This window comes from Pseudomonas sp. HK3 (assembly GCF_052920985.1).
The window spans coordinates 32,073-50,201 of record NZ_JBREXD010000004.1 but is presented as its reverse complement, the minus strand read 5'-3'; the positions used below and the strand labels follow the sequence as shown (position 1 = coordinate 50,201).

Annotated in this window: 12 protein-coding genes and 5 pseudogenes; 2 read left to right on the top strand and 15 right to left on the bottom strand. The window is 45.6% G+C overall.

The window, feature by feature from the left end; genetic code table 11:
- The 12 genes and pseudogenes from ACU6U9_RS22800 to dksA form a co-directional block, all read right to left on the bottom strand.
- A pseudogene (locus tag ACU6U9_RS22800) lies at positions 1-187 on the bottom strand (HAMP domain-containing methyl-accepting chemotaxis protein); the annotation flags it as partial.
- A gap of 24 nt (positions 188-211) precedes the next feature.
- Positions 212-395, bottom strand: a pseudogene (locus tag ACU6U9_RS22795) (methyl-accepting chemotaxis protein); the annotation flags it as partial.
- 330 nt (positions 396-725) lie between these two features.
- Positions 726-818 (bottom strand): annotated as a pseudogene (locus ACU6U9_RS22790) (HAMP domain-containing protein); the annotation flags it as partial.
- Between the two features lie 833 nt (positions 819-1,651).
- Positions 1,652-2,032 (bottom strand): aspartate 1-decarboxylase, encoded by a 381-nt coding sequence (panD, locus tag ACU6U9_RS22785; RefSeq protein ID WP_446733670.1) that lies wholly within the window; start codon positions 2,030-2,032, stop codon positions 1,652-1,654.
- A 138-nt stretch (positions 2,033-2,170) separates the two neighbouring features.
- Entirely contained in the window at positions 2,171-3,025 is an 855-nt protein-coding gene (gene panC / locus ACU6U9_RS22780) for a pantoate--beta-alanine ligase (protein WP_446733669.1), read from the bottom strand.
- A pseudogene (gene panB / locus ACU6U9_RS22775) lies at positions 3,022-3,820 on the bottom strand (3-methyl-2-oxobutanoate hydroxymethyltransferase). The gene panC and the pseudogene panB overlap by 4 nt, the downstream one beginning before the upstream one ends.
- A 55-nt stretch (positions 3,821-3,875) precedes the next feature.
- Complete coding sequence (gene folK / locus ACU6U9_RS22770) at positions 3,876-4,370, bottom strand: 2-amino-4-hydroxy-6-hydroxymethyldihydropteridine diphosphokinase (RefSeq protein WP_446733667.1); 495 nt, start codon at positions 4,368-4,370, stop codon at positions 3,876-3,878.
- Between the two features lie 8 nt (positions 4,371-4,378).
- Positions 4,379-5,740, bottom strand: a complete 1,362-nt coding sequence (gene pcnB / locus ACU6U9_RS22765) for a polynucleotide adenylyltransferase PcnB (RefSeq protein ID WP_446733666.1) — start codon at positions 5,738-5,740, stop codon at positions 4,379-4,381.
- A 1,231-nt stretch (positions 5,741-6,971) separates the two neighbouring features.
- Positions 6,972-8,357: a sigma-54-dependent transcriptional regulator gene (locus tag ACU6U9_RS22760; RefSeq protein ID WP_446733665.1), complete on the bottom strand. Its 1,386-nt coding sequence runs from the start codon at positions 8,355-8,357 to the stop codon at positions 6,972-6,974.
- A gap of 13 nt (positions 8,358-8,370) precedes the next feature.
- Entirely contained in the window at positions 8,371-11,310 is a 2,940-nt protein-coding gene (locus ACU6U9_RS22755; RefSeq protein ID WP_446733664.1) for an ATP-binding protein, read from the bottom strand.
- Between the two features lie 259 nt (positions 11,311-11,569).
- On the bottom strand, positions 11,570-12,448 hold the full coding sequence (gene gluQRS / locus ACU6U9_RS22750; RefSeq protein ID WP_446733663.1) for a tRNA glutamyl-Q(34) synthetase GluQRS: 879 nt from the start codon (positions 12,446-12,448) through the stop codon (positions 11,570-11,572).
- Positions 12,449-12,505: 57 nt separating this feature from the next.
- The gene (gene dksA, locus ACU6U9_RS22745) at positions 12,506-12,943 is read right to left on the bottom strand and encodes an RNA polymerase-binding protein DksA (RefSeq protein ID WP_446733662.1); all 438 of its coding nucleotides are present in this window, start codon (positions 12,941-12,943) and stop codon (positions 12,506-12,508) included.
- Positions 12,944-13,208: 265 nt separating this feature from the next.
- Between dksA and ACU6U9_RS22740 the strand changes: the two are divergent.
- A pseudogene (locus ACU6U9_RS22740) lies at positions 13,209-13,559 on the top strand (aminotransferase class I/II-fold pyridoxal phosphate-dependent enzyme); the annotation flags it as partial.
- A 23-nt stretch (positions 13,560-13,582) separates the two neighbouring features.
- Here the strand turns inward: ACU6U9_RS22740 and ACU6U9_RS22735 are convergent.
- Together ACU6U9_RS22735 and ACU6U9_RS22730 are read right to left on the bottom strand one after the other, a co-directional pair.
- Entirely contained in the window at positions 13,583-15,658 is a 2,076-nt protein-coding gene (locus ACU6U9_RS22735; RefSeq protein WP_446737221.1) for a molybdopterin cofactor-binding domain-containing protein, read from the bottom strand.
- Positions 15,659-15,688: 30 nt separating this feature from the next.
- A complete protein-coding gene (locus tag ACU6U9_RS22730; RefSeq protein WP_446737220.1) occupies positions 15,689-16,183 on the bottom strand; it encodes a (2Fe-2S)-binding protein in 495 nt (164 codons plus the stop codon).
- 169 nt (positions 16,184-16,352) lie between these two features.
- On the opposite strand from ACU6U9_RS22730, the gene ACU6U9_RS22725 reads away from it, so the two are divergent.
- On the top strand, positions 16,353-16,847 hold the full coding sequence (locus tag ACU6U9_RS22725) for an asparaginase domain-containing protein (RefSeq protein ID WP_446736724.1): 495 nt from the start codon (positions 16,353-16,355) through the stop codon (positions 16,845-16,847).
- Between the two features lie 95 nt (positions 16,848-16,942).
- Here ACU6U9_RS22725 and ACU6U9_RS22720 read toward each other — a convergent pair whose 3' ends face one another.
- On the bottom strand, positions 16,943-17,977 hold the full coding sequence (locus ACU6U9_RS22720; RefSeq protein WP_446736723.1) for a fatty acid desaturase: 1,035 nt from the start codon (positions 17,975-17,977) through the stop codon (positions 16,943-16,945).
- Positions 17,978-18,129 lie beyond the last annotated feature (152 nt).

The following is an 18,129-nucleotide window of genomic DNA, read 5'->3' as shown; positions in this document are numbered from 1 at the left end:
TGACTTCTTCTGCTACGCTGCTTTGCTCTTCTGCCGATATAGAAACCAATTCATTCATTTGGTTAATGGTGGCGATGGATTGCAGAATACTATTGAGTGATTCACCTGTATTTTTAGATTGATTAACGGCTTCTTCGGCTTGGTTTTTAGATTGCTCCATCACTTCTACCGCTTGTGATGCATTCACTAATAGACTTCTGAACAATATTACCAATTTCGGAGGTGCTTTCGGCGGTACGTCCCGCCAGTGTTCTGACTTCATCGGCAACGACAGCAAAGCCTCGGCCTTGCTCTCCTGCGCGAGCGGCTTCAATCGCGGCGTTAAGTGCCAATAAATTTGTTTGTTCGGCAATGTTGCCAATGTCTTGAGAGGCAGACGCAATTTTTTCTACCTCATTCGACAATGCTTGAATAACGGTCTGCGCATTATCAATGTTACTGGCAAGTGTACTAATGCCTTCAATATTGTGTTGCACAATTTGCTGGCTAGATTGGGACTCGGCATTGGCTTGCTGTGTGGCTTCGGATGCTTGACCGGCATTGCTGGATACCTCGATTGAGGTTTGTGCCATTTCTGTAATGGCCGTGGCCACTTGGTGGATTTTACCTTGTTGATTTTCGATGCCTTCGCGCGTGTGCTGTGCAATTCTTTGTACGTCTTCAGTACCTTTAGTGACGCCTAATGCTAGATTGGCGAGCACCTTGATCATGAGTTGCAAGTGAGTTGCAAAGGCATTAAAACGATTAACAAGCATACCGATTTCATCTTGTGCAGATGTTTCAAGGCGAACAGTTAAATCCCCTTTACCAGTCGACATACCTTCGAGTTCTTTAATGATTTTATAAAGATTACTGGTGATGCTATTGGCAATAATTAATGAGGCTGTAAGGATAATGCAAAGAATGACAAATGCGATGATCATGCCGGTAGTAAGGGACAACCGGCCTTCTTCTTTCGCATGACCGAGGCGTTCAGCAAAGTCCTTATGAGCTTCAGTACGAAACTCTTTGAGTGAGTTGCTAAAAGCATCATAATCGCGGTTCATATTCTTAGCTTGAGCGCGAATGTCACTTAATGGCATTTCGCCATTAATAATGCCCACCGTCAGGCTGGTGGCTGTTGTCATATAATCAGACAGCTGCTGCTTCAGTGATTGTGCTTTGCTTTTGTATTGAGGTGCGAAGGTTTCAATTTTTTTAAGTAACTCTTCGATTGTTTGTTGATGCTGATTGGCTTTTTTAATGGAGCCCAGTTCACCTTCAGAAATGGCTTCTTGCATGGAGGAGCGTGCCGCAAATAGTTCTAACCAAATAACCCCCACAGTCTCTAGGGCAGGGTAGTTAATTTTTTGAATGCGCTCCAAGCGTTGGTCATTGGTTTGTATGGCCTTGAAGTGATAGGCGATATAACTGGCAAAGCCTAATGCACTAATTAAGGTGATGCTGAGGATTTTATATTTGAGTGAAAATTTAGAGAAGATTGCCATGTGCATCCTTGGCGAAAAATAGTGTGAGATACCTATTTGGTTTAGCCAAAGATGTGACAAGGGGCAAGCGGATGGCCCAATTAAACTAATATTTGATATACGAAAAAGCCCAGTACTCATACAAAAGTCTGGGCTTTAAAGTTTTGGCAATACTTTTTGTTACTTTATGCCACCTGGATAGGGATGGCATTGGATGTGTGGCTAACTTCGTTACCGTCAGCTAAGTATATTAGGCGAGGCTTGTAGGCGTTTAGCTCTTCATCGCTATAGCCTGAGTAAGCGCAAATAATCACACGCTGGCCTACTTCGGCTAGGTGTGCGGCTGCGCCATTTACCGAGATGATACCGCTGCCTTCTTCGCCGCGTATGGCATAAGTGGTGAAGCGCTGGCCATTCTCAATATTATAAATTTGAATTTGTTCGTTTTCGAAAATACCGGCCATATCCAGTAGGTTACCATCAACGGCACACGAACCTTCGTATTCCAAAACGGCGTGAGTAACACGGGCTTGGTGCAGTTTGGCTTTAAGCATAGTGGATTGCATGTGTACAACCTTATTCAAAACGGGTGTGTCTTGACGGGTAAGGTCACTTGTCCTTACCCCCAACAGCCTAGATGGCGGGGCGCAGTATGCCCGAAGCGTTTTTAGGATTCAATCACGCTTAGGGCATGCAAAGGGGTCTTATTTATTTAAGCTGATGCGCAAATTATCGATTAAGCGTGCCTTGCCTAAAATGGCAGCGACCAACACGACCAGTTCAGCATCATCTGATGTGGCTGGGCGTAAACTGTTGGCGTCACGTACTTCGATATAGTCGGGTTTAAAGCCGAGCTTGGTCAATTCTTTTTTTGCAGCCTCACCGAGGGCTTTGAAATTAGAGGCGCCGTCTTGAATCTTATGAGAGATTTCATTAAGAACACGATAAATATGGCCAGCGGTTTTTTTTTCTTGCGCGCTTAAGTAATTATTACGAGAACTCATGGCTAGGCCATTTTCCTCGCGACAAGTAGGGACACCCACCACGTCAAATGGAAGATTCAAATCATTGACCATTTTACGAATAACGGCTAATTGCTGGAAATCTTTTTCACCAAAGAATGCGGCGTCTGGCTGTACCATATGAAACAGTTTACTAACCACTGTTGCAACACCATCAAAGTGACCTGGGCGTGATTTACCACATAAACCTTCGCTCACAACCGGTACGCTGACCGTGGTTTGTGCGTCTTGGCCGTGCGGGTACATCTCATCAACACTTGGGAAGAACAGAAGGTCACAGTCACGGTCACGTAAGTGTTCTTGGTCTGCGGCCAAAGTACGTGGGTAACGACCAAGGTCATCAATGTCATTAAATTGCAGTGGGTTAATAAAAATACTGGCGACAATGAAATCGCATTCTTCAGATGCTTGATCCACTAAAATCATGTGGCCTTCATGCAAGTTACCCATGGTCGGCACAAAACCAATACGCTTGCCCGCATCGCGAGCCGCTTTTACTTCGGCTTGTAACTGTGCAATGGTTTCAACGGTTTTCATGATTTAAATCCATGTTCAGGTGCAGGGAAAACACCTTGCTTAACTTCTTCGTTGTAGGCGGCAAATGCTTCAGAAATTGTGCGCCCTTCAACCATATAATTTTTTACAAACTTAGGGATGTGTCCTGGATTCATACCCAGCATGTCATAACATACCAGTACCTGAGCATCGGTATCACTGCCAGCGCCAATACCAATAACGGGAACGCCAACGCTTTCTGTTAGACGTTTAGCAAGCTCGCTTGGGACACATTCAAGCAGCAATACATCGGCTCCTGCGGCTTCCATGGCTTTGGCATCAAGAATCATTTGCTCGGCGACCGCTTCTTCGCGGCCTTGTACTTTATAACCGCCAAACTTGTGAACGTATTGAGGCGTCAGGCCTAGATGAGCACAGACAGGAATGCCGCGTTCGCTCATGGCTGAAACGGTATCCACAAGCCAAGCACCGCCCTCAAGCTTCACCATTTCGGCACCTGCTTGCATGAGCGCAGCAGCACTGTCGATGGCTTGCTCTGTTGTGGCGTATGTCATGTAAGGCATGTCAGCCATCAGTAATGCGCCCTGATTGCCTTGTTTTACCGCGGCAGTGTGATAACACATGTGCTCTAAGGTAACGGGAACGGTACTGTCTTGGCCTTGTAGTACCATGCCCAGAGAATCACCAACCAGTAACGACATCAATGCCTGCGGCACTGGCCAAGTGTGCAAAGGTTGCATCGTAGGCGGTGACCACGGTGAATTTTTCCTTGTTACGCTTACACTGGTGCAGGGTGTTAATGGTGGTTTTACTCATAAGCAGGCTCACTGTTTTAATATGGTGCGTATAGTCCAGATCTAGACGGAGTAAGTCAAATGCCTTTTTTCACTGGCTCAAGATCAAAGGCGAGTGCTGTTAAGAAATCACTGAAATCTAAGCCACCCTCAAAGCGTAAACTTGGGGATAAATCGGCCAACGGATACAGTACAAAGCCTCTTTCATGCATATGAGCATGAGGGACGATTAGCCGCGGTGTGCGTATTTGAGCGGACCCATACAGTAACAAGTCGAGATCAAGGCTGCGCTCTCCCCAGTGACGAAGGCGTTTGCGTCCATGGCTGTTTTCAATGGATTGTAAAAGGTCTAGCACATCGTGTGGGCCCAGCTGGGTTTGAACGTGTGCCACCGCATTGATAAAGTCAGGCTGATCTTGAGGGCCTACGGGCTTGCTTTGATAAAGGGGGCTAATGCGTGCGTGACGTAGGTGTCGATGCTGAGCAAGTTCATTAAATGCTTGCTCAACATGCTGTAATGGCTGGTCTAGATTGCTGCCTAGACCTATGAAAATATCGACCCAGGCTCTCATGGCGTAACCTATTCAGTTGGGCCGTTGCGACGTCTAGGTCGGCGATCTGATCGAGGTTTACGTTCTCTATCGCGATCACGGCTTCGGTCTAGGTGTTCTTGCTTAGCTTGCGCCATGATGTGAGCATTATCTTTTTGATACTGCGTCCACCACTTGCCAGCCCCCGCTAGTTCCTCGCCTGCTTGCTCTCGCAATAACAAGAAATCATAAGCGGCACGAAACTTCGGATGAACCAAAATACTTTCTAAATGTTTTTTAACGCGACGTTCTAAGCGACGCTGCATATCCCAAATATTACGCACCATATCGGTAAAGCGTCTTGGTATCGCGGTGTGGGATTGCTGATTGCTGAGCACTTGGCTAGTAGCCTGATGATAAGCGGCCGCTGGCGGCATACCTTGTTTCTCAAATGTTTTTTGTGATTCTAAAACACACGGCCACAGGAACACAGACACTAAAAAAGCAGGGGTTAGGGTCTTGCCTTGGGCAACACGTTCATCACTATTGGCTAACGCTTGAATCACTAGACGACGATAAAAGTCGTTTTCTGCGATGCACTGTTGAGAGTGAGGGAATAACTCGGCGAATAAACCGTATTGCTCCAGTAACTCAAAGGTACGCTCGGCGTAGCCAGCCATAAACAACTTGAGAACCTCGTCAAATAAACGAGCGGCAGGCACGTCGGCCATGAGTGGCGCGAGCTCATTAATAGGCGCAGCGGTTGCTGGCTCTATATTGAAGTCGAGCTTGGCGGCAAAACGCACGGCCCGTAACATACGAACCGGGTCTTCGCGGTAGCGTGTTTCAGGGTCACCAATTAAGCGAATGTTTCGACGTTTAAGGTCTTGCATGCCGCCTTCATAGCTGCGCACAGAGAAATCTTTGATGTCGTAATAAAGAGCATTGATTGTAAAGTCACGACGCACCGCATCTTCATCGATGGTGCCATAAACGTTATCGCGCAATAACATGCCGGAATCGCTGGTTTTAGACTGCTGTTTGCCTTGTGCGTTTTCATGATGACCACGCAGGGTCGCCACTTCAATCACATCACGACCATACACCACGTGTACTAAGCGAAAGCGTCGACCGATTAAACGTGAATTACGAAACAGTTTATTAACTTGTTCTGGGCTGGCGTTAGTGGCCACATCGAAATCTTTAGGGTGCATGTCGAGTAATAAGTCGCGCACGCCACCGCCCACCAAGTAGGCTTCAAATCCGGCTTTTTTAAGCCGGTAAAGAACTTTTAATGCATTCTCGCTAATGTTGTCACGGCTAATGTCGTGATCATTGCGTGAGATGACCTGTACTTTCCCATTGGAACGGGTAGCGGATTTCTTTAGTTTTGAAATAAGACGTTTAAGCATGGTCAGATAGGGAGCGTAATTTGTGGAAATGGGATAGCGAAATAATGATAATTTTAAGCCATAAGCTGATTTTAAAGGAGTTGGCAGTGTACAGAAGTTAAACACAAACGCAACCAAAGTAGGGCATTTAGCCTATAGACGGTCGTTTCTTTATAATAGGGTTGAGATAAGGGGAGTAAAAAAATGTCGAGGGCAGCTTTATTATTGTTATTTGTGCTGCCCAGATTCGATTCGAGTGTTTTATTATTTTTATTATTATTGAGTGTCGAATTGTGTTTTGAGTATCTGGTGCGCCCTTGTTGTTATTTTAATAATGGGTCACTACACACTCAGAACACGAATTCTGCTGGCCTGTTATTTTAATTATTTTGGCCCATAACGTTAAAATGACTTTTTTATTTTTATTGATGTCTATTTAACATTACGTGCGAACCCACTTTATTATTTTTGTTTGTGTGGATGTCGCTAGTGATATTAATAAAGCATTTGCCGTGCCAATTTTCTAAAACCCTTTGTATTCAATGGCTTACAGGTATTTTTTGGTTTTCTATTCGCAACCTGCCAGAGGTTTGTTACCTAAGGTCACCTTTTTTAGGCGCAAAATGGGCACTTGGGTAACGCAGGTAACAACTTGTCGCACATTTACTAAACAATATGGGAATTTTTTGCTAGTAGGATTGTCTGGCACAAGGAGCTTATACATTTATTGTTAATATAATCAGTAATTTAGCGATAACTAATGTAATAGATGAAAAATGAGTCAGGGTGTTGTCGATAACTTGGAGTGTTAAAGCAATAAGCGGTGTTATGGCTTAAATAAATCAAGCAAATTGCTTTAGGTTCGTCCCGCTTGTGGCGCTAAAACCCAAAGCAATCAGCTTCAGATGCCTATTATTATTTTTATTAATGGCCCGATGCCTAGGTGACGATTGTTATTTTTATTATGACCACTTAAACACCAATCATAGCTGCTTTGTTATTTTTATCCGTGCAGCAATGTGACTTGTTGTGTCTATTGCACGGGATGTGCCAGTTGTAATAAGTTTAAATAAAACAATAGGTTACGATTATTTTTTGATTGCAATGCCTGTTGCGACAACATAACTGTTACTTTATTTGACGCTTTAGGGCTTAGTCTTGGGGCGACAGGTAACATTTTGACGCTAGGTAACACGCCCACAAAAAAGCCGCGCGGATGGCGGCTTGCTGTTTGGTTTAATGGTATTGACGATTATTTGGCTTTTTTACGTGGAATCCCTAAGCGCTGGCGACGCTCCCACAAACTCTTGCGGCTAATGCCGAGTTTTTGCGCCAGTTCGGTCTCGGTCATTTTGTCTTCATTTTCGAGTACAAAGTGTTGGAAGTAATCATCAAGGGAAAGCTCGGATGGGTTCACATCAAACGTCTCTGCTGCCGTGTTGTTCCTTTGCAATGATGCCATCATAGAGGCGGGCACTTTGTCGTCATTGGTGATTTCAATGGCCATGGCTTCAGCGGTAATGGCTTCACCGTCGTTTAATATGACGGAACGCTCTACTGCGTTCTCTAGTTCTCGCACATTACCAGGCCAAGAATACGAGCCGATGTCACGTTTACATTGATTAGAAAATTCCAGTAGCGGGCGATTTAATTTTGTACAGGCTCGTTCCAGTAGTTTGTGTGCCAGTTCGAGCACATCGTCACCACGATCACGTAATGGCGGCAGTTTTAGCTCGACGACATTAAGGCGGTAATATAAATCTTCACGGAACTCGCCTTTTTTGGCCAGCTCTTTTAGGTTGCGGTGTGTGGCGGCCACAAGACGGACATTTACTTTTTTGCTTTGCACACTGCCGACGCGGCGAATCTCACTTTCTTGCAATACGCGTAACAAACGAGCTTGTGCTTCAAGTGGCAGTTCTCCAATTTCATCTAAAAATAAGGTACCGCCATCCGCCGCCTCTACTAAGCCTTGACGCACAGATGTGGCACCAGTAAACGCGCCTTTTTCATGACCAAATAATTCAGATTCAATTAATGTTTCAGGGATAGCTGCGCAGTTCACACTAATCAGGGGGGCGTCACAGCGTGGGCTTTGGTCGTGAATAGCACGGGCTACGAGTTCTTTACCGGTACCCGATTCGCCTAAAATTAAGACGGTTGCATCGGTTGGGCTGACTTTGCCGATTTTTTTAAACAGGTCCAACATAGGCGGGCAGCTGCCAATGATGCCGTTGGTTGGGTGCACTTTTTGAATTTCTTGTTTAAGCACATGATTTTGCCGAGCGAGGCTGCGTTCTTTTAGTATGCGCTGTACGGCGATGAGCATTTCATCGTGATCAAAGGGTTTTGCGATGTAATCAACGGCCCCCATTTTCATCGCATCAACCGCGCTTTTTAGGCTGGCATAGCTGGTCATAATGAGTACCGGTGTGTTTTTGGCAAGCTCGATCAACTCTGTGCCGTGGCCACCAGGTAAACGTAGATCACTGATGATTAAGTCAAATTGGTCTAGGTCAAACTCTTTTGCGTCGGTGAGCGTCGGGGCTTCTTCAACGCTGTATTCGTTGCGTTCTAACAAGCGACGCAAGGCGCTACGAATGACTTTTTCGTCTTCTACAATGAGAATTTGGGTCATTGAATTTCCTTGTTTATACGTTCGATTCGCCTTGGAATCGAGGTAAGCTAATCACCACACACGTCCCCGAGCCTTTAATTTCATCGGCAGGGCTGTGTATGTTTATGTGTCCGTAATGCTCTTCAATAATGCTGTACACCAAAGAAAGGCCGAGGCCGGTGCCTTTGCCAACTTCTTTGGTGGTGAAGAACGGTTCAAAAATTTGTTCGATGGTGTCGGCATCAATGCCTGAGCCTTGGTCGATGACTTTGATGGTAATGGAGTGTTTTTCTATTTCGCTTTCGATGCGGATGACGGTACCAGCTGGGCTTGCGTCCCGCGCGTTGCTCAATAAGTTGACGAACACTTGCTGTAAGCGTTGTTCGTCGCCCAGCACGATGCAGTGATCGTCACAGTTATTTTCAAAGCGGATGTCATGGGTGCGGTCACTTAGTAGCAATAAGTCGATGGCATCTTGACTGCATTCTTTCATGTCCACTGGGCCTTGCTCTTTGTGCTGCAAGTGATTGCCTGTGTGAGAAAAATTGACCAGAGATTGCACGATGCGTGTCACCCGATGGGTCTGCTCTAGAATTTGCTCGCCAATTTCGAGTAAGTGCGGGTTGTTTGTTTCGTATTTTATATCTTGCGCAAGACAGGCGATTCCCGTGATTGGGTTGCCGATTTCATGGGCAACACCTGCGGCCAATCGGCCGATTGATGCGAGGCGCTCGCTGTGGATAAGTTCTTCTTCTAGCAACTGTGTATCGGTTTGATCTTCTAGCAAGATAACTAGGCCACCGTATTCGTGATTTTCTGGATTTTCTAAAATCCCTTTGTGTAGGTTGATCCAGCGTGGGCGACCGCTCACTTCGATGGTCTTTTTATGTAGATGACTGTTGGAATCATTAATAAAATCTAATAACAAGCTACGTAAAGGCTCTCTTAAATTGCTGAGCTTGCTGCCTACTACATCATCGGCTGGGATTTGAGTTTGCTCAACAAGGGCGCTGTTCCACATCAGTATTTCGCCGTCACTGCCTAGGCTACACGCTCCCATTGGTAATGATTCTAGAGTTTGGCGGTGGAAACGGCGCAAGCTATCAAGCTCAGCCGCTAAGCCGGTTAGACGTGAGTGGTAGGCCTCTAAGCCTTTTTCAATAAAATGAATATCATGGCTGGCTTGCAGTTCACTTGAATATTTATAGGGCAACCATTGATTGACCAGACTATGGGCAACGGATGGACCCATTAGGCCCGATAGGTTGACTTCAATTCGCCCGCGCAATCGACGTAATTGATAGGGGCGATTTTCTGAAAGTTTGAGGCTTAAATCTTCCAGCGCTTGCTGAACTTCGCGTTTGGCAGCTTGTTCACCTAAAGGCTCACTTAGGGAGGCAATAAATTCGTCAGCGTTGTTATGAACTAATTCTTTACGCTGAGGTGCACTGAGCGTGTCAATTGAGCACGCCTCTGCAGCGCTGGATTCAATTGGGCGTGTTGGGCTAATTAATGAGACAAATACAAAAACAACTGCGTTGACCAGTACCGAAGAGGTGGCCGCCAAATACCAATTCTCATGAGACGTTGGCGGTAAAAACGGCTGTAACCAGTCTAGCGTTTGATAGTTCAGTAGCGGCAGTAGCATGGACCAAAGCCATACCAGCATGCCGCACACTAAGCCACTTACAAAGCCTTGGCGATTAGCAGAGGGCCAATACAATACGGCCAGCACGCCAGGCAAGAACTGCAATGTGGCCACAAACGCAATAATTCCCAGCTCGGCTAAATCTTTGCCCTGAGCAAAAAAACGGTAAAAGCCATAACTGGCTGCAAATAGCGCCACAATGAGCCAGCGGCGTACCCATAGCAGCCAAGCGTACATGTCTTTTTTGGGGTTAGGTTGAAAGGCGGGCAAGACAATATGGTTTAACGTCATGGCGGCCATCGCAATGGTCGTCACAATCATGATGCCAGATGCAGCAGCCAAACCACCGGTGAACGCGATAGCCGCTAGCCACGGGTTTTCGAGTTTTAAGCCGATGCCCACTGCGAAGTATTCGGCTGGCGTGTCCACCTCTAAATAAATACCGGCCCACAAAATAGGCGGCACCATAATGGCCATGACCAATAAAAATAATGGTAAGCCCCAGCTTGCAAAACCTAAGGCGCGCGTTGATGAGTTTTCAGTAAACGCCATGTGAAACATGTGCGGCATTACTAATGCCGCAGCAAAGAACACCAACAACAGTGTGCGCCACGGGCCTTCTTGAATCGAATGTTGCATGTTTGTTAGCTTGTTATGATTGCTTTGCAGCCATGTGTCCATGCCGCCAGGGCCATCAAATACAAAATACATGGCTGCTATGCCCAGTATGCAAATGGCCACAAGCTTAATTAATGACTCGATAGCGATAGCGAATACCAAGCTTTCATGTTTTTCTCTGGGGCTAACGTGCCGTGCGCCAAATAAAATGGCAAAGGCGGTCATGACTGCGCAGTAGCCTAGGGCAATATCGATGCGGCCAAATTCGTTGTTGAGCAAGCTAAAGGTGTCGGTAACGGCTGTGATTTGCAGAGTAATGAGCGGCAGTACCGCTGCGAGCATAACCAGTGTGCTGATGGTGCCTGCCGCACGTGAGCGAAAGCGAAACGCGAATAAATCGGCAAGGGATGTCAGCTGATAATCTTTGGTAATGCGCAGTATGGGTTTTAGTAAAACAGGCGCGAGGACAAATGCGCCACTGATGCCCAAATAGTAAGTGAGGTAACCATAGCCATAATCTTGTGCCAAGCCGACACTGCCATAAAAGGCCCAAGCGCTGGCATAAACCCCCAGCGAAAGCACATAGATGGCAGGATGGCGGACCCATTTCATGGGTATCCAATTTTTTTCCACCATGTAAGCGGTAAAGAATAGGGTAAACAAATACGCCAAGATCATGCTGATCAAAGCGCCCACGCTAAAGATCATAGCTTGTCCTTCTCTTGCCAGTATTGAAGCCAAACAGAAAAGCCAATTAAGATCAGCCAGAGGGCAAATGGACGATACCAAGCGCCTTTAGGTTCTAGCCACCAGTCAATCACAACGGGTGAAAATAAAAACGCGGCAAAGACGAAAATTAAGATCAGTCTATGTACGTACATGGCTGACTCAGTATGAAAATAGGTCAGTGATGTTACTGGGGGTAACAGTTTCAGGCAAGCTTTAAGGTCGAAATGGCCATTAAGGGCTAAATTAAGCCAGCATGGTTAGGTTGAATGCGACTGGGTTGCCAGTTCTCAATGGCTTGTTTGAGCGCATCATCAATAGAATAAGTGCGCATAGCGGATGTGACATCTTGCTGTAAAAAGCTCAGCGCAGTCAGTACATTGTTTTTTGCGTCCTTGCCTTCAATTGCCGTTGCATGGTTTTGTTTGCTCAGCTTTTGGCCTTGATTGTTTATGGCTAAAGGCACATGCAGGTACTGGGGCACCTCATAATCAAGGCATTGCATGAGATAGAGCTGACGCGGGGTATTATCTAAAAGATCAACCCCCCGGACCACATGGGTAATGTTCGATGTATGGTCATCGGCTACGACGGCCAACTGGTAGGCGTAAAGTCCGTCTTTGCGTTTGAGTACTTGATCGCCTACATCGTGTCTAAGAGATTGTTGGTAATGGCCAAATACACGGTCATGTATGCCAAATACGGTATCAGGAACCTGTAAACGAGTGGCGCTGGGCGTATCGAGGCGTTGTGCTGAGCAGATACCTTGGTGTAGACCTTGGTTATGAAATAATTGCTTACGAGAGCACTGGCAGGGGAACGTAAACCCAGACCGTGAAAGCTGTGCTAATACGTGCTCATAGTGCTCATAGTGCTGGCTTTGGAATTGAATATCGTCATCCCAGTGTAAACCGTGTTGACTTAACTGTTCTGGGATACGGCTACTGGCAGCAGGGTCTTCCCGTGGAGGGTCGAGGTCCTCAATACGAAGCAACCAAGTGCCTTGGTGGGCTTTAGCGTCTAAATAACTGGCTAAGGCTGTCACAAGAGAGCCAAAGTGCAGTGGACCGGTAGGGGTCGGCGCAAAGCGACCAATGTAAGGCGTTTGAATGTTATTCATATGAAAACAAATAAGCACCTCGTAAGGTGCTTATTATCGTGGCCATGTCCTCTAGCATTAACCGCCGATTTGACGCTCTTTAATTTCGGCAAGGGTTTTACAGTCGATGCATAGATCTGCAGTTGGGCGTGCTTCTAAACGACGAACACCGATTTCGATACCACAGGTATCACAATAGCCGTAGTCATCTTTTTCGATTAATTCGACGGTTTTCTCAATCTTTTTGATTAACTTACGCTCACGGTCACGTGTGCGCAGCTCAAGACTGAATTCTTCTTCTTGGCTAGCGCGGTCGTTAGGGTCAGCGTAATTCTCCGCGTCAGTCTGCATGTGCATTTTGGTGCGGTCTGCTTCTTCCATTAACTCCTGTTTCCAGTTGTTAAGGATCATTTTGAAGTGGGTCTTCATTTCAGAACCCATGTACTCTTCGCCCTTCTTCTCTTTGTAGGGTTCGAAGTTAGACAATGCAAATGATTTATCTTCTGTTACTGGCATAAGTTTCTGCCTCACCTTGTCAGGCCAAAGGCCAATCTTGTTTCCATTTCAGGTTCATATCAAGCATGAACCGTGTCTTTTTGGCGGCGAAAAGCTATCAGATAACGATACAGTGCGCCACTTTATTATTTAAAAATGCAGATCTTTGCTCAAAAATCAGGAGAATACTGCAAAAAGCTAACGGAAAGTACCATGAAAATAGCCAATCGGCTTAATCAAATTGAGCCATTTCACGTAATGGACCTCTTAGCCAAAGGCTAAATCCATGCAAAATGACGGCAAAGATGTCATCCATTTGGAGGTGGGAGAGCCTGATTTTCACACCCCTAGTGGGGTCATAAAAGCAGGTATTGATGCACTTGAAAAGGGCCTCACTCATTACACAGCTGCCACCGGTTTACCGGAGTTAAAGCAGGCCATCGCGGACTTCTATTTATCGCGCTATGACGAACTAATTAAACCTGAGCGAATCGTTATTACACCCGGTGCATCAGGGGCATTGCAGTTATTGGCGTCTTTGCTCACTAACCCAGGTGAAACATTGCTATTAACGGACCCTGGTTATCCATGTAATCGTCATTTTTTAGCGAATGTGAATGCGGATGGCATTTTAGTGCCCACAAGGCCTGAGGATGGTTTTCACCTTATTCCGGAACAAGTGGATGCGTATTGGCAAGATAGTACGGTGGGCGCATTAGTGGCGACGCCGTCTTTTAAGGTGATTTCACCATGCAGTGCAGCGGTTAAACCAAATATAATACCACCTTCCATTTGCGCTTTGATTACGTCGGGGTTAACTGCCGTACCGCAATCGACCACACAGGTCACTTTGTGCACGCTAATCTGATTGTCTTTGACGGATATCTCCGCAACTTCAGCCACGAATGAGCCAAATGATGAATGGGTGGCCACGCCGTGAAAACGGCCCTTGGCAAGGGGCTTTCCCCAGCCTGATTCTTCGGCGGCCAATTTTAAAACATGAGCAAGGCGTGGATTATGTTTTAAATGCTTTAATCGATAGGTCACCGCATCTTGTTTTTGATCCGCGGCCACTTCGTCCATCATGGATTCTTTAAAAAACCCGCTATAGCTGTGGCCAACACTGCGCCAAAAACCCAAGGGTAAACCAGGGTCAATTGTAATGTGGTCAACGTGTTTATTTGGGCTGTCGTAATCTTCAAATAAACCTTCGATGCTTGATGGGTCTACAACCCAGCCATCGAACAACCCATAGCCGCGTTTACTTAGCCAATCGACCATGGCATTGGGCATAAATCCGGGTGCCATAGCATCAACGGCTTCATCCATCATGTAAGGCATAACATTGGGGCCGACGCGCTTTACATGCCAGCTTTTTATGGTGCCGTCTGCGTTTAGACCAATATTAAATTTTGCTAAAGAGGCCGGACGATATAAATCGTGTTGGGTATCATCTTCTCGGCTCCACGTTAACTGCACAGGCAGTTTTGTCGCCTTTGCGATGGCTGTTGTTTCAGCGACAAAATCAGATGCGCTGCGCCGACCAAAACCACCCCCTAAAAAGGTACTGTGAACAGTGACATCATCTTTAGATACATCAGCAAACAGCGCCGCAATGTTATTGGCCATGCCGGGGCTTTGGCTGCCGACCCAAACATCGACTTTACTGTTTTCAATTTTTACCGTGCAATTCATGGGTTCCATGGTGGCGTGTGCTAAATAAGGGGCCCAATATTGTGCGCTGATAACTTTTTTAGCGTTGCTGATGGCGTTAGCATCGCCTTCAGTGTGGCCGTTGTCGCCATCTTGTTTTAATGCATTTTCAAATAACCCCATGCCATTATTTGAATCTAAAGAGTGAGTTGAAAATGCGCTGAGTGTTTCTGGTAATTCCCACTGTACATCCACGTTGGCCAGCGCGTTTTTGGCTTGGTAGTAATGATCAGCGACAACGGCGACACCATTATGAATAGCAACGATGGCTTTGACACCTGCCATGTTTTTTGCGCTGCTGTCATCAAATGATTTTACTGTGCCGCCGTAAACAGGGCAGTGTTTAATCGCCGCTTTTTTTAACCCGTCGAAATCTACATCTAAACCAAACTGTGCCGTGCCAGTACTTTTTGCTGCGGCATCTAAACGCTGATTATATTGACCAATGTATTTGAAATCACTTGCGGGTTTTAGAGGGGTATTTTCTGGGAAATCAAGCGTACTGGCTACGTCAACAAATTCACCATAGGCAAAGGTTTTGCCTTGAATAAAAATTTGGCCATCTTGAGTTTGAATGGTATCCAGCGGTTTATTTAATTGTTTAGCCGCGGCTTGCCTAATAACAAGGCGAGTATTGGCAGCGAGCTGGCGGATAGGTAAAAAATGTCCTTTTATACTGGTACTGCCGCCTGTGACTTGCACACCCATTTCAGGGTTAACATAATCATCATTTTGGCCAGTTTGATGCACAGTGATGTTAGCTGGTGATATATCTAAGTCTTCAGCCAGTAGTGTGGTGAGGCCTGTGTATACGCCTTGTCCCATTTCACTGCGTGGTAAATAAAAGTGTACGGTGTTATTCGGTGTTATTTGTAAAATAGCATTTGGCGTTAAGGTTTGTTGAGTTGCGGCACTTGTGCTGTTTGATAAACCCAACAGTGGAATGCCCACAATTAAACCGCCACCCGCGAGTGTTGTGTGTTTTAAAAAATCACGACGCGATGTATTAATGGTTGTGCTCATAATGAAGCCTCCTTCGCAGATATCACGGGTTCAAAATGCTTGCACTGTTTGTAATTTTCCTTGGCCAGACTGTATGTTTTTTGCGGCTTGTTTGATGGCCGCTTTAATTCGAGGGTAGGTGCCACAGCGACAAATGTTACCACTCATGGCGTTATCAATATCTTTATCGGACGGGCTAGGGTTATTGGTTAATAGGGCGGTGGCACTGATAATTTGACCGCTTTGGCAATAGCCGCATTGTGGTACGCTGTGATCGATCCAAGCTTGTTGCACTGTAGAGGTGAACGCTTGATTACCAAGCCCTTCGATAGTGGTGACGCGTTTATTTGCAACCGCAGCCACAGGCAAAATGCAGGTGCGCGTGGACTGACCATCAACCAGCATGCTGCAGGCACCACATAAACCCATGCCGCAACCAAATTTACTGCCCTTGAGCTTGAGATGGTCCCGAATAACCCACAACAAGGGCGTGTCCGTTGGAATGTCGACTTCTATAGGTTGGCCATTTAAGGTAAAGCGCAGCATGCTTCTCTCCAAGCGGTAGCGTCGTTTTTGTTTAGGGTTAGAGTATAGACTCTAAAAATGGATTTCAATACCGCTTTGCATAATTACAGTGTGTTGTCTGGGGTTTGGAATGGGTTTTGTTTATAATGGACGGGTTATTTAGCCCGTTCCATTTTCTTGAGTTTCAATTATGAAAAAGCTATTAGTACTGACCACTGGCGGCACCCTTGATAAAGTCTATTTTGATGCCCTTAGTGAGTTTCAAGTAGGCGCTCCTGTTGCGGGTGATATTTTAGAGCGCATGAATGTAGCACTGGATGTGGAGTTGGTTGAAGTCTGTCGCAAAGACAGTTTAGAGCTTACCGATGAAGACCGTGAAAATCTTAAAACAATCATTGAGTCGTCAACTGCCGATCGGATATTAATCACCCATGGCACGGATACCATGGTAAACAGCGCTAACACAATCGGCGAGCAAGTTGGTAAAGTGATTGTATTTACCGGTGCCATGCAGCCGGCGGCGTTTACGAATACTGACGCGATTTTCAATATTGGCACCGCAGTCGGTGCATTAATGTCACCCAATACACCAGATGGTTGTTACCTTGCTATGAGTGGTCAAGTGTATGCGGCTGATGAAGTAAAAAAGAACTACGACAGTAAGCGTTTTGAAGGCACTAAATAATAACGTGTGATAAATGCTGAATAATAAAAAGCCCGCTTAAGAATGTGATGACTTAAGCGGGCTTTTTTGTGTTTACTTGTTTTGTTTAGTGGGGTTTAGCCTTGAGTCACGAATTGCCCTTCTGGGCTTTTAGCAAAACGATTGGCTCTTAAAATACTACCAAAGTCATTGAAGCGAACCCCGTTTTCTTTCATGACAGGGTAAACCTTATGTGCCACCATTTGGCGTAAATAAAATGGTTGGCTTACGACAAAATGATGCATGGCATGGGTTGCGCCAAAGTTAAAACAAAATAATTGAGCAGGTAATAAGCTCCAGTGATTCATCACTTGGCATTGTTTAATGAGAGAATCCACATCGCCATAATAGTGCAAGGCTGCCGTCATATTATGTAAACAAAACGCGCGCAATAAATTAGGCAAGATCCAAACGACCATTGCAATAGACAGAATATCCATGGCGTTTAAAAATTGTACTGAATAGCTCAGGCCCAAGGCGGTATTAAGGTTTAAAAAATCATAAAGCATAAAGGCTAAAAAGCCATATAAGCCGATGACATACAAATGGCCTAATGGAGCGCCTTTAAAAGCAAAGCTTAAGTAGTGGTAGCCCTTCATATCACGCAGCTCTTTGATACGTAATGTGATAGATAAAAAACCGTCGAGTGAAATAATGATGCGCTTTAATCCGAATGCCATGCCATTACCTAATACACGCTCTTCAATATCATCTTGCGTGCCTGATACTTTGTGATGACTAAAATGCAGGTTGCGGCGGAACCAAGGGTTAACCGTGTTAGGGCGCATTAACCAGACAATGGCCATCATCGTATTTTGTACGGCTAATTTTTTACGGAAATATAAGCGATGAATCAGATCGTGTTCGAGCTCATGGCTGACGGATGCAAAGAACGCCGATATCACGACGCATGCCCAAGCAGGAATCAAACCCGCGATGTAGGCATAGCCAGATAATACCATGCCGACCAAAGCGACCAAGCAAATGGTTAAACCAATGGCATTTTGGTGTAGAACAATAGGGTACTGCTGTTTGAGTTCGGCATCGGCTTGGCGAATGGCCTGCTGAATATTTTTAATCGCCGTTGCATTTTGGTTCTTTGGGCTGTTCATGACATCACATTATTTTTTATTGTTATTTATGGTTACAAATATTAACAATCTGATGGGCAGGTGTCTTTCATTATTAGTGGTACAAATCTACTTCTTTAATCTCAATTGCTTGATTGTCTTACAGTCTGCGTATTGGTAGGTAAGGGGATTTG